At 52.1% G+C, this 24,353-nt stretch carries 22 protein-coding genes and 1 pseudogene; 13 read left to right on the forward strand and 10 right to left on the reverse strand.

What is annotated here, in order from left to right; genetic code table 11:
• The first annotated feature begins 206 nt into the window (after positions 1-206).
• The 5 genes from IE092_RS04620 to IE092_RS04640 all read left to right on the forward strand — a co-directional run bounded on the left by IE092_RS04620 (position 207) and on the right by IE092_RS04640 (position 9,134).
• The gene (locus IE092_RS04620; RefSeq protein WP_189355864.1) at positions 207-1,571 is read left to right on the forward strand and encodes an AAA family ATPase; all 1,365 of its coding nucleotides are present in this window, start codon (positions 207-209) and stop codon (positions 1,569-1,571) included.
• Between the two features lie 651 nt (positions 1,572-2,222).
• Positions 2,223-5,444 (forward strand): AAA family ATPase, encoded by a 3,222-nt coding sequence (locus IE092_RS04625; protein ID WP_189355865.1) that lies wholly within the window; start codon positions 2,223-2,225, stop codon positions 5,442-5,444.
• A gap of 264 nt (positions 5,445-5,708) precedes the next feature.
• Positions 5,709-6,125: a hypothetical protein gene (locus IE092_RS04630; protein WP_189355866.1), complete on the forward strand. Its 417-nt coding sequence runs from the start codon at positions 5,709-5,711 to the stop codon at positions 6,123-6,125.
• Positions 6,122-7,723 (forward strand): SulP family inorganic anion transporter, encoded by a 1,602-nt coding sequence (locus IE092_RS04635; RefSeq protein ID WP_189355867.1) that lies wholly within the window; start codon positions 6,122-6,124, stop codon positions 7,721-7,723. The genes IE092_RS04630 and IE092_RS04635 overlap by 4 nt, the downstream gene beginning before the upstream one ends.
• 4 nt (positions 7,724-7,727) lie before the next feature.
• On the forward strand, positions 7,728-9,134 hold the full coding sequence (locus tag IE092_RS04640) for a caspase family protein (protein WP_189355868.1): 1,407 nt from the start codon (positions 7,728-7,730) through the stop codon (positions 9,132-9,134).
• A 69-nt stretch (positions 9,135-9,203) separates the two neighbouring features.
• On the opposite strand, the gene IE092_RS04645 is transcribed toward IE092_RS04640, so the two are convergent.
• Complete coding sequence (locus tag IE092_RS04645; RefSeq protein ID WP_189355869.1) at positions 9,204-9,872, reverse strand: hypothetical protein; 669 nt, start codon at positions 9,870-9,872, stop codon at positions 9,204-9,206.
• Positions 9,869-10,489: an RNA polymerase sigma factor gene (locus IE092_RS04650; protein WP_308427105.1), complete on the reverse strand. Its 621-nt coding sequence runs from the start codon at positions 10,487-10,489 to the stop codon at positions 9,869-9,871. Before IE092_RS04650 ends, IE092_RS04645 begins: the two co-directional genes overlap by 4 nt.
• Here IE092_RS04650 and IE092_RS04655 point away from each other — a divergent pair.
• Genes IE092_RS04655 through IE092_RS04665 form a run of 3 tightly spaced genes read left to right on the forward strand, consistent with a single transcriptional unit; the run spans position 10,456 to position 12,561 of the window.
• A complete protein-coding gene (locus IE092_RS04655; RefSeq protein WP_189355871.1) occupies positions 10,456-10,938 on the forward strand; it encodes a hypothetical protein in 483 nt (160 codons plus the stop codon). The two genes, IE092_RS04650 and IE092_RS04655, sit on opposite strands and share 34 nt — an antisense overlap.
• 11 nt (positions 10,939-10,949) lie before the next feature.
• Positions 10,950-11,837, forward strand: a complete 888-nt coding sequence (locus IE092_RS04660; RefSeq protein ID WP_189355872.1) for a hypothetical protein — start codon at positions 10,950-10,952, stop codon at positions 11,835-11,837.
• A gap of 46 nt (positions 11,838-11,883) precedes the next feature.
• On the forward strand, positions 11,884-12,561 hold the full coding sequence (locus IE092_RS04665) for a hypothetical protein (RefSeq protein WP_189355873.1): 678 nt from the start codon (positions 11,884-11,886) through the stop codon (positions 12,559-12,561).
• A 610-nt stretch (positions 12,562-13,171) separates the two neighbouring features.
• On the opposite strand, the gene IE092_RS04670 is transcribed toward IE092_RS04665, so the two are convergent.
• Together IE092_RS04670 and IE092_RS04675 are read right to left on the reverse strand one after the other, a co-directional pair.
• Complete coding sequence (locus tag IE092_RS04670; RefSeq protein WP_189355874.1) at positions 13,172-13,534, reverse strand: antibiotic biosynthesis monooxygenase family protein; 363 nt, start codon at positions 13,532-13,534, stop codon at positions 13,172-13,174.
• On the reverse strand, positions 13,515-13,859 hold the full coding sequence (locus IE092_RS04675) for an NIPSNAP family protein (protein ID WP_189355875.1): 345 nt from the start codon (positions 13,857-13,859) through the stop codon (positions 13,515-13,517). The genes IE092_RS04670 and IE092_RS04675 overlap by 20 nt, the downstream gene beginning before the upstream one ends.
• Positions 13,860-14,036: 177 nt before the next feature.
• On the opposite strand from IE092_RS04675, the gene IE092_RS04680 reads away from it, so the two are divergent.
• Complete coding sequence (locus IE092_RS04680) at positions 14,037-14,780, forward strand: ArsR/SmtB family transcription factor (RefSeq protein WP_189355876.1); 744 nt, start codon at positions 14,037-14,039, stop codon at positions 14,778-14,780.
• Complete coding sequence (locus IE092_RS04685; protein ID WP_189355877.1) at positions 14,774-15,424, forward strand: hypothetical protein; 651 nt, start codon at positions 14,774-14,776, stop codon at positions 15,422-15,424. The genes IE092_RS04680 and IE092_RS04685 overlap by 7 nt, the downstream gene beginning before the upstream one ends.
• 241 nt (positions 15,425-15,665) lie before the next feature.
• On the opposite strand, the gene IE092_RS04690 is transcribed toward IE092_RS04685, so the two are convergent.
• Positions 15,666-16,415 (reverse strand): SDR family oxidoreductase, encoded by a 750-nt coding sequence (locus tag IE092_RS04690; protein WP_189355878.1) that lies wholly within the window; start codon positions 16,413-16,415, stop codon positions 15,666-15,668.
• A 93-nt stretch (positions 16,416-16,508) separates the two neighbouring features.
• Here IE092_RS04690 and IE092_RS04695 point away from each other — a divergent pair, with 93 nt between their 5' ends.
• Positions 16,509-17,087 (forward strand): TetR/AcrR family transcriptional regulator, encoded by a 579-nt coding sequence (locus IE092_RS04695; RefSeq protein ID WP_189355879.1) that lies wholly within the window; start codon positions 16,509-16,511, stop codon positions 17,085-17,087.
• Positions 17,088-17,197: 110 nt separating this feature from the next.
• Here the strand turns inward: IE092_RS04695 and IE092_RS04700 are convergent, their stop codons facing one another.
• The 4 genes from IE092_RS04700 to IE092_RS04715 form a co-directional block, all read right to left on the reverse strand.
• On the reverse strand, positions 17,198-18,454 hold the full coding sequence (locus IE092_RS04700) for an MBOAT family O-acyltransferase (RefSeq protein ID WP_189355880.1): 1,257 nt from the start codon (positions 18,452-18,454) through the stop codon (positions 17,198-17,200).
• Positions 18,403-19,041, reverse strand: a complete 639-nt coding sequence (locus IE092_RS04705) for an SGNH/GDSL hydrolase family protein (protein ID WP_189355881.1) — start codon at positions 19,039-19,041, stop codon at positions 18,403-18,405. The genes IE092_RS04700 and IE092_RS04705 overlap by 52 nt, the downstream gene beginning before the upstream one ends.
• A gap of 114 nt (positions 19,042-19,155) precedes the next feature.
• On the reverse strand, positions 19,156-19,455 hold the full coding sequence (locus tag IE092_RS04710) for a hypothetical protein (RefSeq protein ID WP_189355882.1): 300 nt from the start codon (positions 19,453-19,455) through the stop codon (positions 19,156-19,158).
• A 70-nt stretch (positions 19,456-19,525) separates the two neighbouring features.
• Positions 19,526-20,278: a hypothetical protein gene (locus IE092_RS04715; RefSeq protein WP_189355883.1), complete on the reverse strand. Its 753-nt coding sequence runs from the start codon at positions 20,276-20,278 to the stop codon at positions 19,526-19,528.
• A gap of 130 nt (positions 20,279-20,408) precedes the next feature.
• Here IE092_RS04715 and IE092_RS04720 point away from each other — a divergent pair.
• Together IE092_RS04720 and IE092_RS04730 are read left to right on the forward strand one after the other, a co-directional pair.
• Positions 20,409-21,639 (forward strand): annotated as a pseudogene (locus IE092_RS04720) (PA0069 family radical SAM protein).
• Positions 21,640-21,723: 84 nt separating this feature from the next.
• On the forward strand, positions 21,724-22,056 hold the full coding sequence (locus IE092_RS04730) for a nuclear transport factor 2 family protein (protein WP_189355886.1): 333 nt from the start codon (positions 21,724-21,726) through the stop codon (positions 22,054-22,056).
• Positions 22,057-22,072: 16 nt separating this feature from the next.
• Here IE092_RS04730 and IE092_RS04735 read toward each other — a convergent pair whose 3' ends face one another.
• Positions 22,073-24,262, reverse strand: a complete 2,190-nt coding sequence (locus IE092_RS04735) for a TonB-dependent receptor plug domain-containing protein (RefSeq protein WP_229793077.1) — start codon at positions 24,260-24,262, stop codon at positions 22,073-22,075.
• Between the last annotated feature and the right edge of the window lie 91 nt (positions 24,263-24,353).

Consider the following 24,353-nt stretch of genomic DNA (forward strand, 5'->3'; position numbering starts at 1 on the left):
TTTTTGCTATGCATATAAAATTGCAAACCACTTACCCGCCACTTAGCGAAAGTTCACATATATTTGGCTGCTAATAATGCTAGAATGAATAAAGCAGTTAGTATTTCAGCCAGTTATTGTTTATCGTGCCCGCATCCACTCCACCTGATTCATCCCTTCCTTCCGCATCTTCCGGTGTCGATACAGGAATCAACCACGCCGATTTTATGCGGCGTCATTTCAACCTGACAAAAATTTATCCTCTGGTACAGAGTGAGTTTGACAAGCGTCTTGCTGCCTGTACGGAACATGATCCTCTTGCGCTGAAGCAAATACGTCAGGGATTTCTGGCGGAACTGAATGCGCTGAAGACCAATGCAGAATGGGCGGAATTCACGATTGCGTTTTACGGTGACGTTGGTTGCGGAAAATCCAGCATTATCGAAGCATTACGCATTGTTCTGGCAGAAGCGGCGAAACAGGAAGAACGTCAGGCCTTTGTGGCAAGCAGTCAGGCCAGCACACTGACGCTGGCCGGCTATCAGAAAGCCTTGCGCGCCCGGAATGCGACGCGGCAGGAACTGATGGCATTTCAGACCGAGCTGGGTGTGGTGGAACATCAGGCGAAGGTCGCAGAACTGAACGCGACTGAGCAGCGTCAGGCTCTGCGTCAGAAACTGGCGCAAAAGCTGGACAATGCTGCAATCTGGAACAAACTGCGCTACCGCCTGCGTCCGCCGCCGGAAAAACAGCAATTGCTGGAGATGGCGAAGCGCTGGAAAAATGAACGTGTGACCGAACGCCGCCGCATCATCAAGATGCGCGAGCAGTTACCGGCATTGCATGATCAGTCAGCCGTCACGGAAATCGTGCTGGCGCAATTCACCCGCAAACGCGACGCGCTGAAAAAAATCTGCGACGGCAATATCATCGGCGATGGCGGCAAACCGCAAACCACGCAGCCGCAGTTTTACCATTTCGCCACCCGCTGGGGACGCTTCCGTATTACCGATCTCGGTGGTACCGGCCTGCCTTCTCAACTGGCGGCGATTCAGAATCTGCAAGCTTTAAGGCAGGCGCACGCAGTGTTTTATGTAGTCAATGATGCGATCATGCCGACGCCGGCCGCACTGGAAAAACTGCGCAGACACCTGAACGACCAGACCGAAATCCGCCTGATCGTGAACTGGCAGGCGAATACGCTGGCGCAATGGAAGAAACGTCTGGAATCGCCGAAAATCCAGCACCGCGTGCAGTCACTCGACACCATGATGCGCCAGCAATTCGGCGAGCACTATCACGGTATGCTGACGATTGCCGCCAAACCGGCCTTCTACTCGGTCGCAGCCTGCCTGCCGCCTTTCGGCAACGAGGAGCAGCAGCAACAGCACTTTTTAAGCCAGCACACACCGGAAGAACTGATGGCCTTGTCCGGCCTGAATACGCTGGTACAAACCCTGTGCAATAAGATGCTGCACAACGCCTCGGCCAAGGTGAGAAAAACGAATATCCATAAAGCCGACTGCCTGCTGCGCAACGCCATCATCGCCCTGAACAGCGCCCGCCACGATCAGCAACCGCAAGTCGCCTGAACTTTCCGCATCGGCGCGTACCTGATACGTGCCGCTGCGGATACTCGCTGACATGCACATCCCGACTGACTGACGTACTGAGCCTCAGTGTGAAAGATGACAGCTGTCTTTTGCCAGTGTATTTCCCGAGTCGCGGCTCAGCGCAGGTTTTTGAGTTTTCCGAAGCAGATGGAAATTTTTGTACATCGTACCGGCGTGTATCTATTACATATAGGCCTGCAAACTCTCGCAGGTCCAGAGTTTGTTGGCAAAGATTAAAGCGCCAAGGGTTGCTTGTAAATAATGTAATTTTCTGAAACTTCAATATATCGGGAAGCACTTAGTTTGCTTCCCGATTAGTTGTTACCGCAACTCAGATTTTATAATCCGGAAAATTTCCTGTCACTTTCATGTAAGAACAACCCTATTGTTGTCGTTACTTTCCCCATTGCTCCGTCAGTACATTAAAATTAGAGCTAGAAAAATTACTTATTTTTACAATTAATCTCTACCACAAAGATTGGTTGTTGAATTTTTTATGCTGCGAATTTTTTTGCAAATGAAGCAATCATTTCTTTCATTAAAAAATCGAACCAATTTCAGATCCTAGCCGATCTATATAAACCAAAAACACAAAACTAACGTGTGAATTTTCGAAACTTGGAGAAAAATATGACCGACTGGGATGATGAAATTCCTCAACCAATCCGGGAGCGGGTAAAGAAAAGTGCGGCTTCGCTTGAAGTTGCCGCGCAAAAAGTTGAAGAGGTGCGCAACAGACTTAACGCGATTCAAGCTGAGGCTGAGGTTGCTCTGAATGCTGTGAAAGAAGGCATGGCTCCGGCCATTCAGCAAAGTAAAGATGCTATGTTTAAAAAGCGACTCAGTGAAGAACGCTGGGGTAGCGCTCTGAAACTGACTGGCCTGAATACCGCATTCAATGGTGCGCAATATGCTGCTTACGCATATTTTTTGCTCTTTTTGTATTCTTTTGGGATATTCACTAATCTCGGGCTTTTCCCCGTCTATATTTACCATCTCCTGACCAGTTTCAAAGGAATAGTATTTTTTATCGCACCATATTTCTTATTGGTCCGGCAAAGTCGGCGTTTGGCTGCTCGAGCAGCTCTGAAAGCTTCATTCGCACATTTAGACCAGACCTTAGCTAAGGCTGAAGTACAGATATCAGGAAATGCTACTACTGGTAAAGCAACACCGGACGCCCTCGCTTTGTATCCAACTGCCGATGGTAATTGCGTTGGGTACTACCCCCCTTTCGTGAATGATCTCGTTCCCACAATGCTTAACGGGCCTGGTGCTGTACATATTCTGCTTACAGCAAGCTCAGAAAAAAGTCAGCAGCGACTGAAATTAGGCTACAAGCATAATGCTCATGAATTAATCGTTTCTGGCGATGCTTCTCTAAATAAATATCCGGAATTTAATCGTTTAATTGCAGCCAAGCTCGAATCTATCCGTCCAGTGATGAATACGCTGGCGGATGGATTTATAGAGTTTAAATCCGTCAAAGACGCGTATGCGATCTGTAAAATTCAGTATGAGAAAGATCTTGAACTTGCAAAAGCCTGGTCGCAAATCGCTTTACCAGACGAAACCAGCAACAAATTAATCAAGCTGATTGAGCTATTTACCAGCGAATCTGATGTCAGCCCAAAAGGCATTTTGCTGTATGGTCCTCCGGGAACTGGTAAAACCAGTATCGCAAATGTATTAGCTAAAACGGGGAATTTATTTTTCCAGAAGATCAGCGAAAGTGATCTGAAAGGACAGTATCAGGGTCATACAGGACCAAAAGTACAGGCAATTTTCTCAGAACTGAGAAAACATCAACCAGCTATTTTATTTGTTGATGAATGTGAAGGTGTATTCAAGTCACGCTCAAGCAGTAATGCTACGGGCAACGTCAATTTTGACACCGAAATGCTGAAAGAATTCCTGGTGCAATGGGGTGGCATTGCAAGTGACAGCAAGACTAAGATCCTCGTTATTGGTGCCACGAATCTTCACGAAAATATTGATTCTGCAGTCATGAGCCGTTTCACAACCCGCATTGAAATTGGGCTGCCTGATAAACGTTGCCGCGAAAAAATCTTGCGAAACGAAATGAAAAAAGCAAAGTTAATTGTTCCTGATGATCTGAGTAAAGTCATCAGAGACACAACTGGTTTTGCCGGACGTGATTTAGAAACACTTGTCGTCTCTTTAGCCGCAGATCTTACTGGTCGCAATGACCCTACCGAGGCGGAAATACTCAAAGAAATTCGCCTTGTACGAGGTAAGAGTTCTACGGACGTACTTGATCAGACCTGGGACGACATTGTCTTACCCGAGAACATCAAAAACCAATTTATCAACCTCGGTAAAATGTTAAAGAGTCATGAGGCGCTGAAAAAATCCGGAATTGATGTTCCTTCGGGCGCATTATTATGGGGACCGCCCGGGACTGGTAAAACTCAACTGGCTAAAGTACTGGCAGGTGAATCCGGGTTAGGCTATATCGCAGCCTCGACAGCTGAAATTCGTAAAAGCAACCTTGGTGAATCAGGCATTGCTGTTAAGAACTTGTTTGAACGTGCCCGCTCGCAATCGCCTTGCATTTTATTTATTGACGAAATTGAAATTCTTGCGCCGTCACGCTCGGGCGATCAGGCTAACTCTGTTTCGACTGAAATTATTGGCCAGTTGCTACAAGAAATGGACGGCATTAAGAGTCAGAATGGTATGGTCTTTGTTCTTGCAGCAACCAATCATCCTGCCTTACTGGACTCAGCTGTGGCTTCACGTCTTGAGCCCAAATTAGAGTTACCTCTGCCAGACCTCGCAACCCGAACAGCAATCCTTAAAATTATCCTTAAGAATAAGCCGATCGACTTCGATCTGGAACACGGGGCTCATCAAATCGCCTTACTAACAGAAGGAAAGTCAGGACGGGACTTGAACACGCTGGTTAAGGGGGCCGGAAGCCGGGCGACAACGCGTGCACTGACAACGGGCGAATTAATCGATGAGGCAAATCCCGTCGTGCTGCAGTTAGCCGATATGACCAGTCAACTGGACGAGGCGCAAGAAGTTGTGAAAGTAGCTGATTTGAGTTGGGAGGATATTGTACTGCCTGACAGTGTCAAGGATCAGTTCGTCACTCTTGGTAAGATGCTGAAAAATGCTGAGGCATTACGCAGTTCCGGCATTGACGCTCCGCGCAGTGCATTACTGTATGGCCCTCCGGGCACTGGTAAAACACAATTGGCCCGTGTACTGGCTTCTCAATCAGGCTTGTCTTTCTTTGCACCGACGACAGCAGAATTACGTCAGAAATACATCGGACATTCCGGTGCTGCTGTACGCGACATGTTTGAGAAGGCACGTAAAATGTCCCCCTGTATTTTATTTATTGATGAAATGGAGATACTTGCAGGACAGCGCACAGGCTCGGACAACGAAGCGACAACCGAAGAGATCGTTGGACAGTTTTTGCAGGAAATGGATGGTATTAAGAGTCAGGCCGGACAAGTATTTGTGCTTGGTGCGACAAATCATCCGGAGTTTTTAGATAGTGCAATCCTTTCACGCTTTCTTCAAAAAATTGCAATTCCTTTACCAGAGCTGCAAGCACGGCAGGCTATCCTTAAAAATCTTCTCCGTAATAAACCAGTAAGTGCGGATATTGATGTAATCGTACTGGATCTTGCCGCACAAACCGAAGGTTATTCTGGCCGGGATTTACGTAATCTTGTCGATGGTGCTGCTAACAGTGCGACAACACGTGCTATGAAATCCAGTGAGGCAATTGATCCGGTCAATAATCCGATTCGTATTACCAAAGAAGATTTGATGCAAGCATTGTCTGCCCGACAGGTAACACAATTAGTGTGAATTTGCTAAAAGTAAATTCTCGTATTTTAATGATTGGTTGAATTAGTCTGAATAGGGGGAATGCATACGCTTCCTCCTATTTTTCTATATATCACAGCTGAGACAAAAACCTGGCGTTATTCCTCAAATTGGTCCTTGTAGAGAAAGACATAGCGAGAAATACTTGCATTATAAAAATAGTAATTTTATGGTTCATTGAATAATTGAAATACTGAATATCTTTAAGCAATTTGATTACCCATCAGAAAATACAAAGGTTGCTGAATGTCGCTCTCAGATGATAAAGAATCAAATTCTGTGCTCGAGTTAATTGCTGCATGGCTCAGTCGCAAGTCAGCCTTGGTACTGATTCTGATGATGATTCAGCTTGGATTGCTCCTGGCAATGTATAACTTATCTGCGTCGATAGGTAAGCAGCAGCTGAGTCAAAGTAGCCGCGGTACGGCCAGCGCTGTTTGTGGACAGTACGAAGTCGTCTTCTCGGCCAGTACCAGCATGCAAGATGTGCAGCAATGGGCGCTGAACTTTAACGCCACAATTGTGAATGGACCCAATAGCCGTGGTGCCTTTGAAATGGAAATACCCGGACTGACACTGCCGGAAACTCGTCAAGCATTTGGGTCGCTGGCAATCGATATCCGGATTAACCCGCTCTGTGGATCATCGGAGCGTCAGGAATGAACAAGAATAAGGGTATGTCACAAGTAATTGCCGATTGCGCGATCGGAGGACTGGCTGCGCTGATTTATGTCGGTGAATATCTCGGGCAAGGTGCTATCGCGAATAAGGCATTTAATACCGGTTCAGTGACGGCACTCATGACCGCAGCAATCGGTACGCTGTTAGTCATTTTGTTTTCAGCACGTCGAAATCCACTCACAGGGCCACGATTCCTGTCCGTTGTTTGCTACGCCATGATTCTCGAGTACGCCTTGACGTTGCCAGCCATCAAAGTAGGTGGCGCCATGTCTGCGTTTATCGTTGCATCTCTCTGCGTCACTTTCTCAGGGGTCATACTCCTCGTTATTGGCTACATGAACTGGACGGATCGACTGCGCTCTTTCATGTCGATCCCTGCCTTGTCTGCACTGGCTTTTATCGTTGCAACGACGACGATTTCCGGACAAATTTCTGGTATGAATCAATGCTCAGAGAGCGTTGCCTGGCCAGCACTGGCAGTAGCATCCACGGTGATTGCCATTTCCTTTGGCATCAAATACAGGCTGCAACCCGGAACAATGCTATACCGGAGTCGCTTATTTATCAGTATCGTGATCGGCTCTCTGGTCTACTTTGCCTGGCGAAACTACGCACCAACCCCCGCTTTGTGTAGCACCGTCAGCCAGATACATGGCGGTGAAATTGCTAACGCACTATTGGGGTTCTGGCGGTGGCCGTGGCAAAAACTGGCGTTTTTATCGGATATCCAAGTGATCCTGACATTATTTTCAGGCAGTGCGATTCTTGCATTGCTGTGTCTGATCGATACGCTTTCTGCGGCTTCTTCGCTTGCGAGCGATGAAGGTCAACCCGATGCGATGGTGCGGAACGAATTGCTAGCCAATGCATGGGGCAATACTGTATTCGGGACACTCGGTTTGTTGCCTATCTCTATCTCATTATCCCGAAGCAGAACAATCTCTGAGCTCAAACCGGCAGACAGCAAAATACCCGCTATTTCTCATTCTGCTTTTCTGCTATTGCTGATTTTCTTCCTGATCGGATTGCAATGGCCGTTACTCGATTATTTACCAAAAGCAGTTATCGCCGGGACTTTAGTGGTCGTCTCGGTCGAAATGCTGGATGAAAAATCTGTACTGTTATGGCGTACAGCACTTGGTGCATCGAAAGCACGTAAGGCACTGGTGAACGGACTTTGGATTTTTTTACTTGCGGTAAGTATTGCAGTATTGATGGCGATCGGCCCATGGTCAAAATTAGCCGTCACGGTTGCCTTTCTGGCAGCGGTCATTGTCTCGCTAACCGGTTTGCTCCTCGCACCAAAGCAGAAAACTCCAAACAAAGGTGTTTTTAGCGGCAGACTTCACTTTTTGAACATTGGGTCTCATATGCGGCGCTGGAAAGCTGGTGAGCATCGCAGTATTGATTTATCGATGACTCAGGCAATTGACTTTACAGCAGCATGCGCCATACGTGACATTACCCGTGCCCAAGCGAGGAATACCCAGATTTTGATTGGCGAGAACACAGGAAAAGAAGTTTCTGAAATTCTGGAAGTGCTTTGTCCTGAAAGCTTAAAACCTTACCGCACGGAGTAAAAACATGGCAGACCGCCGGAAAATACTGAAAAAGTCACTATGCGCACTGGCTGTATACAGCCTGAGTACATCCCTCGCTTTAGCTAATGCATCCACACCAAAGAAAGTCGCTCTTGTCATCGGCAACGCAGCCTACGCCAGCAATGAAAAACTGAAGAATCCAGTTTCTGACGCTACCTTGACGGTTAATAGTCTGAAGCAACTCGGGTTTGCCACCACACTGGCAACGGATCGTACCGCTGCACAACTCAAAAGCGACTTGCAGACTTTCTCGCTTGTCGCAAAAGATGCGGATATCGCTCTGCTGTTCTACGCAGGTCACGGCATTGCTGTCGATAACATTAACTACCTTATTCCAATTGATCAACGCTTATCCACACTGAAATCTCTGGATCTCAAGCGGGATGGCATTTCGTTACGCTGGATTGAAAGCGTTCTGGCACAGAGCAATGCACAGGTATCCGTTCTGATCATTGATGCCTGCCGTAATCCGCTGATGCGGGGCGCACCGACTCAGGGTATGGTTGATCCTGCGACGCCACCGCACGGGACACTGACATTCTATTCCACCGCACCGGGGACGCAGGCAGGCGATGGCTCTGGCAAGAACAGCGAATTTTCGCTGGCGTTTAACCGCAATATCCTGAAACAGGATCTCAGCCTGATGCAGGCGATCTTGGCTACACAAGCCGACGTCAGTAAGGCTACCGGTGATACGCAAATCCCCTGGGTCAACAGTGGTTTGGTCAATGATGTTCAGCTTTCCACAGCAAAACCCTTAGCCAAGTTATCAAAAACTGATAAGAACACGCCGCTGGCGGGAGTACAGCGCGGCACCGAAACAAAATCTGAACCCGCTGCCTTGCAAAAGTACTGGGATGAAAATCTCGCACGACTGGACGAAGCAATCCAGTACAACGCGATGAATTTTGATGTCAATGGCAAAGTCACTCTGGAAAAAAGAGCGAAAACGGGTGATGTACTGGCGCTAACGACGCTGGGACTGGTCTATGCGACGCCCGAACAAGTCAGTATGAAAACCGTGCATACCGGATATGGACTGGAATCCAAGCCAGTCAAAAAGGGCAATGGTGTCGTTCCCTATAACCCGGTACTGGCCGTGAAATATCTCTCGCAGGCAGCCGCCAAACATTTTCCGGTAGCGCAGACCCTGCTGGCTGAACTATTGATTGAAGCGCCCAAAGGGGTTCCAAGAGATTATCAGCGTGCCGAAAGCTTACTCAAGGAAGCCGCGAGTACCGGATATGGCCGTGCACGTCTTGATTTGCTGGATTTAAATGTCCGTCGCGGCAATTACAGTCCAGAGGAGCTGGCGAAAGAGTTAAGGAATAACAGCAGTACGATTAAAAATTATATGGACCGGTGGAGTAAACCTCAATCACCTAAATAGTCGTTTTCCGGTCCATAGCGATCTTGATAATCATCCTGGTCATCCAAAATGAAGACCGGGAGGATTTGTTCACAGTGACTTGTGTGCCTGACTGCAATCGTCGGCGGGTTTGATTTCGGTCGCTATATCCTTCAACAAAATAACGCCATCGTCCGGCAAGCTGGTTTGTCCGACGATACGGTAGTAACCCTTAGCGTCAGGTCCTGCTACCACTTGCATCTGTCCTTGCGTCAATATGCGCGTTAAATCTTCTATCGTCGCAGACGACTTCAGGCGCACAAGTATTGCCGGGCATTGCGTTGTAATGCCTCCCCTTGTGTCAGTTTGAGGCTCAATTTGTGATACGGGCTTGTTATAGAGCCACACCAGTCCACCGCTCTGTGCAATGATAACGACCGTTGCCAATACCGGCATTGCTGCACGCAAGGGCGAAAACCATTGTCCCAACCACGAAAACCAGCGTGATACAGGTTGTGATTGTTCGCTCGCAGCCGGCGATGCCTCCTGACTTTGCCGGGCGAGTTCCCTGAATTTCAGCCATGCGGTATCTTCGTTTTGCGCGATACGCTGCTCAAGGCGCAAGTTTTCCAGTAAAGCAATCAGTCGTGCATCTCCTGCCAATGAAGGATCCTCAGAGAGTGCCTGACGCAGGCTTTGTAACTCAGCATCTGTTAACAATCGTTCCAGCTGGGTCAGCAACAGTGCCTCTTCTTTTGATACGGGTATGTTTTCGCTCATACATCCTCCGAATGAATACCCATGCAACGCTTCAGCTTTTTAACCGCTTCGTTGATACGACTTTTAACAGTTCCCTCGGGAATACCAAGCATCAGCGCTGTATCTGCTTGCCTTAAATCACCCAGTACACAACGAATCACTTCACTTAATTTCGGCGTCAAATGATCAACACATCGTTGTAAACGCTGTACTAACTGAAGATTTTCCAAAGCGTCATGAATCGGATCATCGTCTTCTTTCGGCATGAGTGACTCATACATCGTATCGTCTGAGCAATCGTCCTGGTTCGAAGTGATCAGGTCACGCAACAAAATCTCATCCTTGTGCTGTTCAAGCATATCGAGCAAACGACGAAACGCGACTGTTCTTGCCAGGAAACGAATGAGCTCTGCTCTGAAGAGTTCAGTATGGACTGGGTGAACAGATGAGAACTGTCCAAGCTGATCGCCCCATAATTGCTTAAACGTCTGCATGACGGCGTCTTCCAGCAATTGATGCGGGATCTTCGGAAACCGGTATCCGAGCACGCGCAACATGGTGCTTCTCGCATGCTGAAAAAACTGGCGCATCTCGTCAGGAGACGTTGCCAAATGATCTAAAAAAGGGCGCAGCGACATTTTTTAAAAAATCTGCAAAAAAATCGAACCTTTCGAGCAGTCCGGGCGAATTAGAAATTAAGCGGTCAGATTGTACAGCCGTTTATTGGAAATATTTTAAGGAGAGCCCGATGAAGTCTGGATATATTGTTTTTCGCAGCGTACTGATTGCAGTGTTAGTCGTCCAAGTGAGTGCATGTTCTTTCGCACCTGTTGTTGCTCAAAAGCTGGGCGTGGGTACGGTCGATGAAAAAGAAGTGGCTGAGGCCACAGCAAAGGTATTCGCTGTCAAACCGACGGATATCAGTATTGCCGACATGCGTAAGGACAACACACTGAATGGCACGCAAGTGTTTTTCACTGCGACGGTTCGTGGTAAGTCCTACCGCTGCGGCATGCTCTCTTCATTTGCCGGTGCAACGTTGCCGAAGTGCGTGAAGCCTGGTGAACCCTTGCCAGCTCTGCAGTAAAAGGGAGCGACATGATGCGTATTCCAAAAGTACTTTTTATGCTTTCAGCCAGTTGCTGTGCATTACTGCTGGCAGCCTGCGGCGGCTCTTCTCCTTCGAATAACACAGTTGACGTTCCCAACGATCCGGGCATTCCCATCGTAGTAACACCGTATAAGGGGGCATATACCTCCGGATCAGTGACGGCAAAAGATTCTTCAGGGAAGATTATCGCGACCGGTACGATCAATGGCAGCGTTGCGAATATGAACATGCCGGTGAATGCTGTGTACCCGGTCACGTTGTATGTCAGCGGTACCTATCGTAATGAGGCAACCGGTAGCCCCGAAACCAGCCAGGCGATCTTACGCAGCGTTATTCCTGACGTTGGCTCTGTCAAAAGCGGTATCGCCATCACACCGTTGACTGAAATCGTTGCGGCAGTACTGGACAAACGTGTGTCTGACGGAGAGACGATGACAGCTGAACTCGTCAATAGTGTCACAACAATGGTTGCCAGCTCCGTGCTGAATCTCTCCTTGTCACAAGCGATGGCACCGCCTGTGTTTAATGTCTCGAACGGAAAAACATCCGACGTTACCACCTTCAAACTCGCTGCTCTGGCACTGGCAGCCAATACCGATGGTGCCGGTGCGACGCAGGCGGACAAGGTCGTGAATATTGCCAATCGTATTGCCAAAGGCGAGGTACCTGACAAAGTACTTTCTCATTTCGCCGATTCGCTTGCTGCTGTCACCGCGTCGAGTGGAGTGAGTTCGCAACAGGCAGACAGTACACACCCGGTAATGGTCCCTGCAGTCACCTTGGCAAACTACCCGCTGGTCGATACACAGCCGGTCACAAAAGACACTTTACGGTGGGACAGCAGCGGTATCTGGGGAACTGCGCAATGGCGCTGACCTGGTCATCTGAAAAAACATTTTTATCATTTACAGGAGATACACCATGAAATTGTCTTTCATCAAGCTCACCGCTATCAGTGCCATGTTCATTGCGTTGCATGCGTCAGCAACCACTGTTCCGAATACGTTCACATCGGGACAACCCGCCAGTGCGGCGGCGGTAAACCAGAATTTCCAGGCACTGGCGACTGCAATTGACAGTGTTAATTCAAACTTATCGGCACTGTCGGCCAGGGTCGCCAAAATGGAATCCAACAGCACTCTGACGATCAATGACTTTATCGGCAGCTATAAACTGATGATGCTGGATACAGGTGTCGGTACGGCGTATGTCAGTGTCCGGCAGACATTGGGAACGGTCGTGTTTTCTGCCGTCAATAACGGCAACAATATTGCCTACACAGCGACCTTAACTTGCAGCGCAAACAGCGGCGAAGAAGTCAGTCCGAACTCCGGCTATGGAAAAACAACGAACGGGGTGACTGACGTAACCCCGTTCAATAACAAGCTGATTTCCGGCTGCAATGGCGTTCTTGGAACCACGTTGAACTGGAACTTCGATCAAAACAGTAAAACGATTAATCTGGCCGGAACAAATGTTGTTCTCAGCCCAGTCGGAGGCGGCTTGTTAATCGGTCGGGACATTTCAACAGAAACCGTCGGTAATGATCCGGTCAGGACAAATACCGGGATGTCTTTGTTAATTTTAGTTCGCCAGTAACCATTAATGGGCAGCTTGTGCTGCCCTTTATTTGGGGGAATGGGAAGTGGTGGATATTCGTTCATAACGCAAGACAAACGCGGCCTGTGTGGAATGGAATTCCTTTGACACGGTAGCGTCAAAACGCAGATGAATGGCTGGCTTCACCGCTTCACGCATACGTGATACCGTGGCATTTTTGCTGACGGGTTTGATGAAATTGAGGAGTGCTTGGGTTTGATCCGGCAGTATCTGCCGCCGGGATACGGCTCTTCTGTGCAGCATCAGTCAGCTTAGCGATGAAGAAAAATTCCGGAAATTCCTGCAGCATGAAATTTGCCTGATGGTGAGCTGAATATCGAAAGTAACTCCGTTAGCTGAAGAGTGGAACGCAGCGAGTTCTGTCAGCAGCATTCAGACGCCAAAACCGGCTTGGACATGCCCGAAAAGCCAATTTTGACCCCAAATGCGGACTTCCGCACAGCAATCCGGCGGTCGTCGGCAGAAAGTCCGGCGCTCCGAAAACAGTGGATGACGATAGCTGCATAATTACGCTCGCTTCCGTCTGACGGAGCCGGCAGAAGACAATGCAGCCGCCAACCGTCACGCGACTTCTGCGACCGCTGCAGATTCACGCTTCCAAAGGAGGTGGCTGGTGATGCTGATTGCTGTCCGCCGGTGCCTGCGCCCGTTCATGCATGCCGTAGTCGCGCAGCACGCTGGCAACGCGCAGGCGGTAGCCGGCGAACCATTTTTCGCGTCCGGCTTGCTGGGCGATGCGGTGTTGCGGCTGATTGCGCCACGCGGCCACTGCAGCTTCATCGCGCCAGAACGACAGTGATAACAGCTTGCCCGGCGTGCTGATGCTTTGAAAACGTTCGATCGAAATCAGCCCGTCGGCCTGCTGCAATACGCCGGACAGCGCCGCTGCAGCGTCCGGATAAGCGTTTTGCGCGTCTTCACGCACGCTGACTTCAAAGATCACGGCAATCATGGTTTGCCTGCTTCAGAAAAGTACTGTCCACCACTTCCGTAAAGCTGCGTTCTTCGCGCAGGATGAAGCGCTTTTCCTGCGCCATCCGGAAATTCGCGCGGCCTTCGTCGTCTGTACGCAGACGGGCACGGTAGGCTTCATAGGCAGCCAGACTGTCAAACGCGATCAGACCCCACGCGATATCGTTACTGCCTTCATGCGGCAGAAAATAACCGAGCAAATGTCCGCCGCAACGCGGAATAATCCGTCCCCAGTTGTCGGCATATTCTTTGAATGCATCGCGCTGAAAAGGGTCAATCTGATAGCGGATAAAACAGGTGATCATGGATTTTTCTCCCGATAAATGCTGCCGTTGCAGCGGATGGCAGGACTATACGGTGTAGCGTAGCCGCGATGCTTCGATGCGGATCGAAGGGTGCAGGGCGGCGCTGCTGTTACTATGGCGGGGCTGCTGAACGCGGCGATAAAACACAGATGTAAACTCAGTTCCGGAAAAAATACGATGAAAGACGGCCCGAATATTGTCGCGATTGCTGCACTGATTGGTGACCATGCGCGTGCGGAAGTGCTGACGGCGCTGATGTCCGGCATGGCGCTGACAGCCACCGAGCTGGCGGAGATTGCCGGTGTGAGCCGGCAAACCATCAGCAGCCATATGGCGAAATTGCTGGAAGCAGGTCTGGTGGCGGTCGAGGCGCAGGGGCGGCATCGCTATTTCCGGCTGGCGAATGAGGATGTCGCGCAGTTGCTGGAATCGCTGATGAATGTGGCGTTTCGCAGCGGTGCGTTGCGGCTGCGTTCCAGTCCGCGTGAACCGGCGTTACGCAAGGCGCGGGTCTGTTACGACCATCTGGCCGGTGAGCTGGGGGTGCTGGTGTACGACAGGCTGCTGCAGGCGGCTTGCCTGACGGTGGGCGAACAGGGCATGGCGCTGACGGCGCACGGCCAGCAAGTGCTGTCGCAGATCGGTATCACGCCGGAAGACCTGACACCCGGTAAACGTCCTGTTTGCCGCCACTGTCTGGACTGGAGCGAGCGCCGCCATCATCTGGCTGGTTTACTGGGGAATCTGCTGCTGTTACGCTTTACCGCGCTGGGCTGGGGAAGACGATTACCGGATTCGCGGGTGTTTGCTTTCAGTGCCGGTGGTGAACAGAATTTGCTGCGCTGGCTGTCAGATGCAGACCGGCAACATTCTTCCAAAACAAACCATAACGATATTATTTCTCAGGGGACATCATGCTGAACTTCCGCCGTCGAACATTACTGATACTGACGCTGAGCGCCATTGCGCTGACTGCGCAGGCACAACAAAGCCCGTCTGCGGCAAAAGATCCGGATCTCGGTGGTCTGGGTGGCTTTCCTGTGCCACAGGGCGCCGGTGGCGCGCCGGAATACAATTTTTGTGTGATGTACGCAAAACGCACCTGGCATCTGACGAATATGATTGATGAGGGTGAGCTGACAGTGGAACAGGCAAAGCAGGCGAGCAGGAAAATCATGGGGGAAAATGCTGCCCGCGAAGAAATCGCTGACTTTACCGCGTTTGAAGACAAAACCTATGCATCCGGCAATGCGATGGCAGGTGCGCGTTTTTACCGTTGTGCTGAGAAACTGCAGTTGAATCCGCAACCGTCGCATCGTGCCAAAGCCGAAACCTGCTTCAGTAAAATGCGCTTGCTGGAGTACGCCGCCCGCCAGCGCAATGCCGGCAAAAACCGCGATCAGGTGCAGGCAGCCATCAAACAACGCATTCCGACACTGCCAGCCGACTTTTTAAGCGCCACCCTGAATCTGGCCTATGGCGGCGCAAGACTGAGTGAAGGCAACACCATCATCGAAGACGTCTTCAACGATTGCTTCAGCCGCAACGAAAGCGGCGCGAAATAAACCTGAAGGTAGCCTGCACATTGTGCAGACTTCCGCATCAGCGATTTCCGGATCGCCGGACTTTCTGCCGGCGAGAGCCGGATGGCTGTGCAGAAACCCGCATTTCAGGTGGTTTCGGGCGGTTGCAGGGTTATGCGAAGAGATGAATGCGTATCAGCCGGCATGCCGGACCGCAACGGAAAAACGTCCGCCCTGCACGCTGCAGGCGGACGTTTTGTGACGATGGTCAGCGGACTCAGTTTCAGCCGGCCATCATGCCGCGTATCTGGTCTTCCAGCGCTTTCGGTTTGCTGTGCCACAATTTACCGAACTCCTGAGCCACCGGATCCGGATAAATTTCTTCCTGACCGGCTTGCATTGCCTGCAGCATGGCGCTTGCAGCGGCGGCCGGGGTGACTTTGTCAAAAGGCACCTGTTCTGCCATACGGGTATCAACCGGGCCGGGGTAGATGCCGAATACCCGTGTGCCTTGCCCTTCCAGTGCCAGACGGGCGGCCTGCGTGACGGAATGGGTGGCGGATTTGGAAGCGCTGTAGCTCAGGAACAGCGGGAAATTTACCAGCGCCGCGACGGAAGCCACATTCGCAATTGCGCCGCCACCGTTACGTGCCAGCACCGGGGCAAATGCCTGCATCATGGCCAGCGTGCCGAAGTAATTTACTTCCATTTCCGTGCGGCCTGCGCTCAGCCATTGCGGGTCAGCAAAGTCATTGCCCATATGAGCTGCCACGCCGGCGTTATTGACGAGCAGCGTGAGATCGCCTGCCAGCGCGGCGGCGGCCTGAATGTCATCCGCGCGGGTGACATCCAGTTGTACTGCCACCAGTTTGTTGCCGTGGCGTGCTTGCAGTGCTGCCAGATCGGTGATTTGCCTTGCAGCGGCATACACTTTGCCCGCACCGGCAGCGATCAGTGCGTCAACCAGCGCTTCACCGATACCACGATTTGCCCCTGTTACCAGCGCCACGGCGCCTTCGATATGAAATCCCATATTGCACTCCTGATCATTGAATGAATGAAAAAACAGACAGGTCTGTCTGTTTGCGGAGTTGACTTTAGACTGACCGGTCTGTATTGTCAACACATGACGACAAAAAAAATTTCCGCAAAATCCGGCACCGGCGTGCGCGAACGCCTGATCAATAGTGCCGATCAATTGTTTTATCAGGAAGGCTTCCGCGCCGTGGGCATAGATCGCGTGCTGGCGGATGCCGGTGTGGCCAAAGCTTCGATGTACACGCATTTCCGCAGCAAAGATGAACTGATGGCTGCCTGTATACAAAGACGAACGCTGGATGCGCGCGCGCAGATTGAGGCGCAAGTCGGCAGCCTGCCGCCGGCGGAGCGTGCGCTGGGCTTATTCGACTTTTTACTGAACTGGGTCAGCCAGCCGGATTTCCGTGGTTGTCCGGTGCAGCATCTGGTCTCGGAATATCCGGATGCGGCGCATCCTGCCCGTACCGTCGCACGTGAACAGCGCCAGTGGCTGCAACAGCAACTGGTGGCCTGGTGCGCGGACGCCGGTGCCTCAGAACCACAGCGCACGGCGGATGCCTTGCTGGTGTTGTTTGACGGTGCCACCGCCGGATCTGAGCAGGATGGCATTCAGCGTGCACAGGATGCGCGCTGGGCTGCAAAAAGGCTGTTGTCGCGTGCGGAATGAGTGTGGCAATGTGCTGAAATCAGCATTTGTTATTTTCGGACAACCGCACTTTCTGCCGGCGAGCGCCGGATCCCTGTGCTGAACACCGCATTTCTGCCAGTTTTATGCGTTCAGCGGGCACCATACACACCGCCCAGCCCGCTGCGCCCGATCAGCAGGATCAGCAGCAACAAAGCGATCTGTACCGGCGTGCGGCGCAACAGGCGGTAATGCCTGACCTGACGCGGAAAAGCGATTTCACAACCAATCCAGACCGCGACACACATCAGGCCGGTGGCGGTTTGCCAGTCCATGGATATACCGCTGATCCAGCTGTCTGCCGCATCACGCCAGCCAGCCAGTTGCTGCAACTTATGCAGCAGGATGTGGGTGTCGGCTTCAGAGAAAATCAGCCGGCCGGTGAGAATCACCGGGGCCAGTAGCGCGAGTGCACTGCGACGCCAGCCATGCCGGATCAGACTGTGCGAAACCAGCCAGGCACATGCATGGAAACTGCCCCACAGTACAAAATTCAGCGTCACCCCGTGCCACAGCGCGGAAATCAGAAAGACTGCCGGTACCGCCAGCCAGATGCCGCCCAACGGGCGCAAGGGCTGAAAAATCAACAGTTTCAGCACTTGTGACAGTGAGATATGCCAGCGCTGCCAGAATTCCGGGACATGACGTGCAGAAAACGGTGCCTGAAAATTCAGGATAACCGGCAAACCGGCCAGTTTCAGCAGACCGTACACCATGAAACTGATGCCGCTGAAATTGAAATACACATACAGTTCAAACACCAGTGCAAACAGCAGAATGTCCGGCGCGGCAAATGACTGTCGCAGCAGTAACAGCGGCGATAAGGCGGCAGCCGGCACGCTGTAAAAGAATGCCCCCAGCAATATCCAGCTCAGCGCAGAACGCAGGCGTCGTGTCTGAATTCGCCGTGGTGCTGAGCGTGTATCCGGCAGTGCGCAGGGACCGGAATTAAAGCGCCAGGGCTGCACACAATCCAGCCACTGCGGCATGGTCAGCGGTGCGCGGTATAAACCGGCAGCCAGCGATGCGCAAACGAAGCTGATGCCGGTCCAGTGCTGATGCTGATTGTTACCGGCAAACCCGGTCAGCACGCCAATGCTGCCGGTGGCGGTCAGCACCGCGGGTAACATCAATACACATAAAGCTGCGCCGCGCCGCAGGGGCGCTGGTAAAGCAGAGATCAGGAAGGCGGCAACACCCGCCAGCAGCAACGTTGCGCTGCCCGCCTGCCAGCCTTGCAGATAAGCGAGCAGCAGCCAGCCGCTGCCGAACATCAGCCAGCGGCGCGTCAGCAGACTCAGCGGCTGTTGACGATTTGCAGCACTTCGCGGGTGATTGCTGTGCTCCATGCGCGGTAGCCATCGTCGTAAAAATGCTGGCCGTCAGCGGTTGCCCACTGACCGGGACGGCTCATGGTCAGCGAATTGATATAGCGGCAGGGGGCGACATGCTCTGCCAGAAAATCCGAGACTTGTTTAACCCGCTGATTGGATTTCTGCAGCGCACCGCCGTCATTGCCCCAGGGGGGGCCGACCCAGATACAGCGGGTCTGACTTTGTTCCAGTTGAGAGGTCAGTTGCTGCACTTCCGTCCATGCCCACTGGCGTGAAAAATTCCCTTCTTTGTAACCGGCCAGTGTATCGCCCATGACCACAATCACCCATTGCGGCTGGTCTTGCGCAATCAGTGTGCGGACAGGCGTGGTATGGGCAGCGCGCAGTATTGACAGTCGTGGCGGGGATTTACCCTTGCGCTCGGCACTGCCGCACAAACCCTGGGTTTCACTGACCCAGGCCGACGGCGTGACGCCGCAGACGCCGATACTGTGCACTTGCGCACCTTTGGCCTGCAACTGATCGTGCAGACCGGTAATCAGATAGCCCGGTGTGGCCAGATGACTGGCGCCGATGATTAAAATGCGTATGCCTTCCAGCATCGTGATCTCCCCCTTTTGATTTCAGTGTAGTCGTCATCGGGGTTCCGGCAAGCTGTTCGCCACGGTCTGTGGCAAAGGTGATGCAGCCGTTTCAGCATGTGCTGCTGAGACGGCTCAGGTTTTTCCTATGTTCTTGAGCAGGGCCTGAATTTCGGCATCGGTGGCCAGATGATGTTGGCGCAATAGCTGGATATTAAGTACCAGATTTTCTAATACCAGGCGTGCTGCGACCGCCATTAATGTGATTTCCCGGTCTTCCGCACTCAGGTTTTGCATTTGTCCGCTCATGTTGCACAGGTCGCTGGCAACTTGCTGTCGCAGCGCCTGATCATCAAACGGTAAGTCGGCGAAATCGATCGGGTCTTCGGTTTCGATTTCGCGTATCAGTTCACACAGTTCGGCAGCGCTGACCATGATGCTCTCCCGCGACGGCAGACAAATTCAGTATAGGACGCGGCGTGATGTTTTGTGTGAAAACTCAGTTTTACAGATACAACAGGTGGTAACCGGCAGCGGGCAGGATTTGTTCATTTTCCAGTTCGCGTGCGATGAAATTTCCACAAAACCATTTACTGCCATAAGGATTTTTCCTCGCTTCGGTCGCAGCGACAACGCGCTCCTGCTGACCGCGTAACACGATTTGCTGATGCGGATTATCGTAGCAAACAGCGACGCCTTTGGGATTTGAAATGAAGATACGGTAGTACCACGGGACCATTTCGCGTAAGGCTGTGCGGCCGGCATCGAGACTGTCGCGGATTTGCGCGGCGCTGAAACCATCCGGCGGCAGCACCGGTACCAGCGTCAGGTCGGCACCAAGACTGCCTTTTTTCTGATTCGTCACGAATTCCGCCCCTTCCGCATAGGCTTTGGCGATCACGGGCACATCGATAATACCTTTGTCACTGACCGGCACCGGCCAGCGGTTTTCGTTGCTTTCCAGCCGGATTTGCAGATCCGGAATCTGTTGTCTGGTGCCGGATGCGAGCACACGGATGATGACCCTTACTTTATCCTGCGTTGCTTTCTGAATACCGGTTAACATTTCATACGCTTGTTTATACGGCATGATGGCCGGATCGCGTAAGGCTTTCACTTCAATTGCAGGAGCGGTGGTCTCTGCTGGCTGGCTGGCGGTGGCGGCTGTCGTTGTTTCGTCCGCGCAGGCGGTAAATGCGGTGCAAGCCAGGGCCACTGACAAACTGAGTTGTGCCAGCGGTAAAGGGGAAAGGCGCATGGTGATGGTCTCCGTCATGGTCTGATAATCATCGATACTGTACTTTGCTCGTTTTCGCGCCGGACTGCTATTTTTGTGACTAAAGTGGCATCAGATGCAATGTGTCAGTGCAGAAAAAAACACCAGTCGTATGCTGGAAATACGCTACAATCTAAAATACTGTATATATGATCAGTATTTTCTTATGTCCCGTAAAATCCGCACTTTTATTCGTATTGCTGAACCTGCCGAACCGCTGGTACAGGTAGCTTTGCACGCGACAAAAGGGCGTGGAGCAATCGGAAATATTGCGCACCGTTTTCATCAGCAGCAACGCAGTGCAGAAGATGACGGGTGGCAGCACCCCTTATCAGACATTGATTCTGAAGACAGTGAGCGCTCGCTGAAAACGCAGGTGCAAGCGGTGCAGGCGAAAACGATACTGAGTCGTAACCAGTCGCCGGATTTGCCGTTTTCGGTGTCGCTGAATCCGTATCAGGGTTGTGAGCATGGCTGTATTTACTGCTATGCACGACCCAGCCACAGTTATCTGGAGTTATCGCCGGGGCTGGATTTTGAAACCCGTCTGTTTGCCAAAACGAATGCAGCGGAACTGTTGACGAAAACCTTGCTGAAGCCCGGCTATCAGCCCGAGCCGATTGCTGTGGGTGTGAATACCGATGCTTACCAGCCTTGTGAGCGCGAATTCGGTATTACGCGACAGGTGCTGGAAGTGCTGCATCGTTCCCGTCATCCGGTGGCGATGATCACCAAATCTTCGCTGATCGAGCGTGACATTGGTTTACTGGCAGACCTTGCTGCTCAGCAGAAGGCGACGGCCGCCATTACTCTGACAACGCTGGACGCTGATCTGGCGCGTATTCTGGAGCCGCGCGCCACCACACCGGCGCGCCGCTTGCGCACCATACGCGCTCAGCGACGCAGGCATCCCGGTCTGTGTAAGCATTGCGCCGGTCATTCCTTTCATCACCGAGCCGGATCTGGAAAAAGTGATCGAAGCCGCCGCAGATGCCGGTGCGCACAGTGCGGGCTACATCGTGCTGCGTTTGCCGCAGGAACTGAATCCCTTGTTTCAGGAATGGCTGCAAACGCATTATCCTGAACGTGCGGCACGGGTCATGAACCGTGTACGTGATATGCGCGGCGGAGCAGATTATGTGGCAGATTTTGCGCAGCGGATGAAAGGGACGGGCATCTGGGCTGATCTGATACGCCAGCGGTTTGAAAAAGCAGCGGCACGTTGTGGCATTAAGGACCGCGGTCGCCATTTTAAAGGTCTGAGTACGGCGGATTTCAGGCCGGATTTGCTGACGTCCGGCATACAGAATGTTGCAGACGCCGGACAGTTATCGCTGTTCTGAACGTTGTCAGCGAAATGTCAAACAGGCGGTTTATACTGCACTGACAGATTACAGCGTTCTCTTACCCCTATCCGGAGCCAGCTTATGAAAAAACCAGACACTGTCGTACAGCGGCAATTAGATGCCTACAACGCGCACGATCTGGAGCGCTTTGTCGCTGAATACAGCCACGATGTTCAGGTTTTTCGTCCACCGCAGCCGGAACCGGTGTTACAGGGTATGCAGGCGTTCAGCGAGCATTACGCAAAAAACCGTTTCACGCTGCCGGATCTGCATGCAAAAGTGCTCAACCGCATTGTCAGCGGCAATATTGTGGTGGATCACGAAGAAGTCACCGGTCTGGATCCGTCCCCGCGTCATACGGTTGCTGTATATGAAGTGGACGATGGCCTGATACGCCGCGTGTGGTTTTACTGAACGCGGCGCAAAACGCTCAGAATTGCTGTTCCCATTGCAGACGGAAATTGCGGTAGGTCCGCTCTTCCGACTGACGGTACAGCAGGTAGGCATCATGATAGCCTTCGCCGGTCACCACGTGCGGATGCAGCAGGTTACCCGCGAACAGCTTTAACTGAGTCTGCTTATCAATTTTCCAGTTCCAGTAGGCATCCAGCACTTTACTTGTGCCGATATAGGTATCCAGTTTTTCAGAAGGGCGGATTTTCCCGTTACGCTGGAATTGCAGATTCCAGCCGGCGCGCATGGTGTCGCTGAGCACAAAATCCATTCCTGCATTCAGGCTCAGCGGTGTTTGCCGTACCAGCCGGTTATTCGGGCCCGGTACGCTGTCGACTTCCGACCAGTTACGGTTCAGATTGAGTTTCAGCTGTGCGCCGCGCAGGGCTGTGCTCCAGCGTTCCAGCGATAAACGCGTATCGATTTCGATGCCGCGTACATGGGCTTTACCCTGATTGGCCGGCATGGAAACCCATTCATCACCGAAGCGGAATAACTGGAACGTGGTGACATTGTCGATGCGCCGCAGATAGCCGGACAGGTTCAGATAACTGTATTTGGCCAGTGTTTTTTCCCATCCCAGATCCAGTCCCCATGCCAATTCCGGTAACAGGGCGGGATTCCCCTGAAAATCCGCATTGGCCGGGCTGTTGGCATTGTTCACGGTATAGCGGCGCGGCACCAGATCGCGGGTAGACGGCGCTTTATAAGTACGCGAAATCGCCAGACGTAACTGGTCTTGTTTGTCTTCTGATACTTTCCACAACCACTGGCTGACCGGGCTGAACACGCTGGAACGATTGCGCACCGCAGGCAGTGCGTTGCCGCTGACATCGGTTTGCAAACCTTCCCAGCGTAAGCCCAGATAGGTTAGCAGCCGGTCGCTGATATCCCATTCATCCTGCGCAAACAAAGCCAGTCTGCGGATATCCGCATGGTAGTTTTCATCCAGCATGGATTGTCCGGCGACTGGCGGTGTCTGATCGAGTTGCAGGCGTTGTTCGGCGCGCTGAATCATCGCGCCATCCCAGCCGAGTACCAGACTGTGTGCCTCACCGGCCTTGCGTTTATATTTGCCGCTGGTGCTCAGGGTTTTATCGAGGGCATACGACAACACTTCGCGGCGCAGGCTGGTTTGCGGTACAGGCGCATCGCCATCGAAGAAATAGTCGCTGTCGCGCCGGTTGTAACGCAGCAATAATTTTCCTTCGAGGCGGGTATTTTCATCGAGCCGCTGGCTGGCCTGAATATCGGATTGCCAGTTGCGGACGCTGGCTTGTGACCGGAACGCGGTATCCGGATAGCTTGAATGCTCACCAAGCAGCGTAGTTTCATGATTGCCGCCATGCATATGATTTTCGCTGTATTCGATCAGATGCTGGGTCTGAACCTGATTCCCGTTGTCACCTTTCCAGTTCAGGCGCGGTGCCAGACTGATGGTATTGGTACGGAAAAAATCCTGTTCATCAAACCAGCGTTCTGCAAGCGGCTTACCTTGCAGCGTTGCCTGCTGTTCGGTAATACGAAGCCGGATTTCATTGCGCGTTTGCTTGACGACCGCATTCAGTCCGCCTTGCCAGGCGCCGCTGCCGGTAGTCCATTCCAGACCGGCTTGCGGCAAATGCCATCGCGGTGCGCTTTGCAGGCTGGCACGTAAGCTCAGCCCTTTTTGTGCGGTTTGCTTGCGCAGCACGATATTGATCGTACCTGCGATCCCCTGTGCGCTGTATTCTGCGGAGCCAGAGCGCAGAATCTCGATTTTCTCGATCAGTTCCGGCGACAGGCTGTCGATGCTGAAACCGGGCGCGACCGGTTCTCCGTTCAGCAGAATCTGGGTGTATCCGCTACCCAGTCCGCGCAGCCTGATTTCCGTACCGCTGACGGTGATGCCGGGCAGACGCCGCAAGGCTTCACTGACATTCAGATCACCGAATTGCAGCAATTCCTGACGTGTGTAGACGGCTTTTCCGGCGCTGTCGGTTTTGTGATCTGCAGGCTGCGTTTTCGCCTGCACTTCGACTTGCTGTACGTTTGAGTTTGTTTGCTGGGCCTGAACGGCGGGGACGGCAGACAAGGGAAAGACGGAAACAAAAAGAGCGGTAATCTGGCGGCGCTGCATGGCTAGGTCGGGTGATCGGTCTTCGGAACACATTTCACCGGCAGCCACGAGTGGCAAGGCAATTTGCCTTTGGTGAAAAAATGCGTTTTGGTATCGGGCCTGTGCAGTTATGCCTAAAGCGATGTCTGCGACAGGGAAG

The organism is Cognatundibacterium squillarum (genome assembly GCF_014652435.1).
Lineage (GTDB): Bacteria > Pseudomonadota > Gammaproteobacteria > Burkholderiales > Burkholderiaceae_D > Undibacterium > Undibacterium squillarum.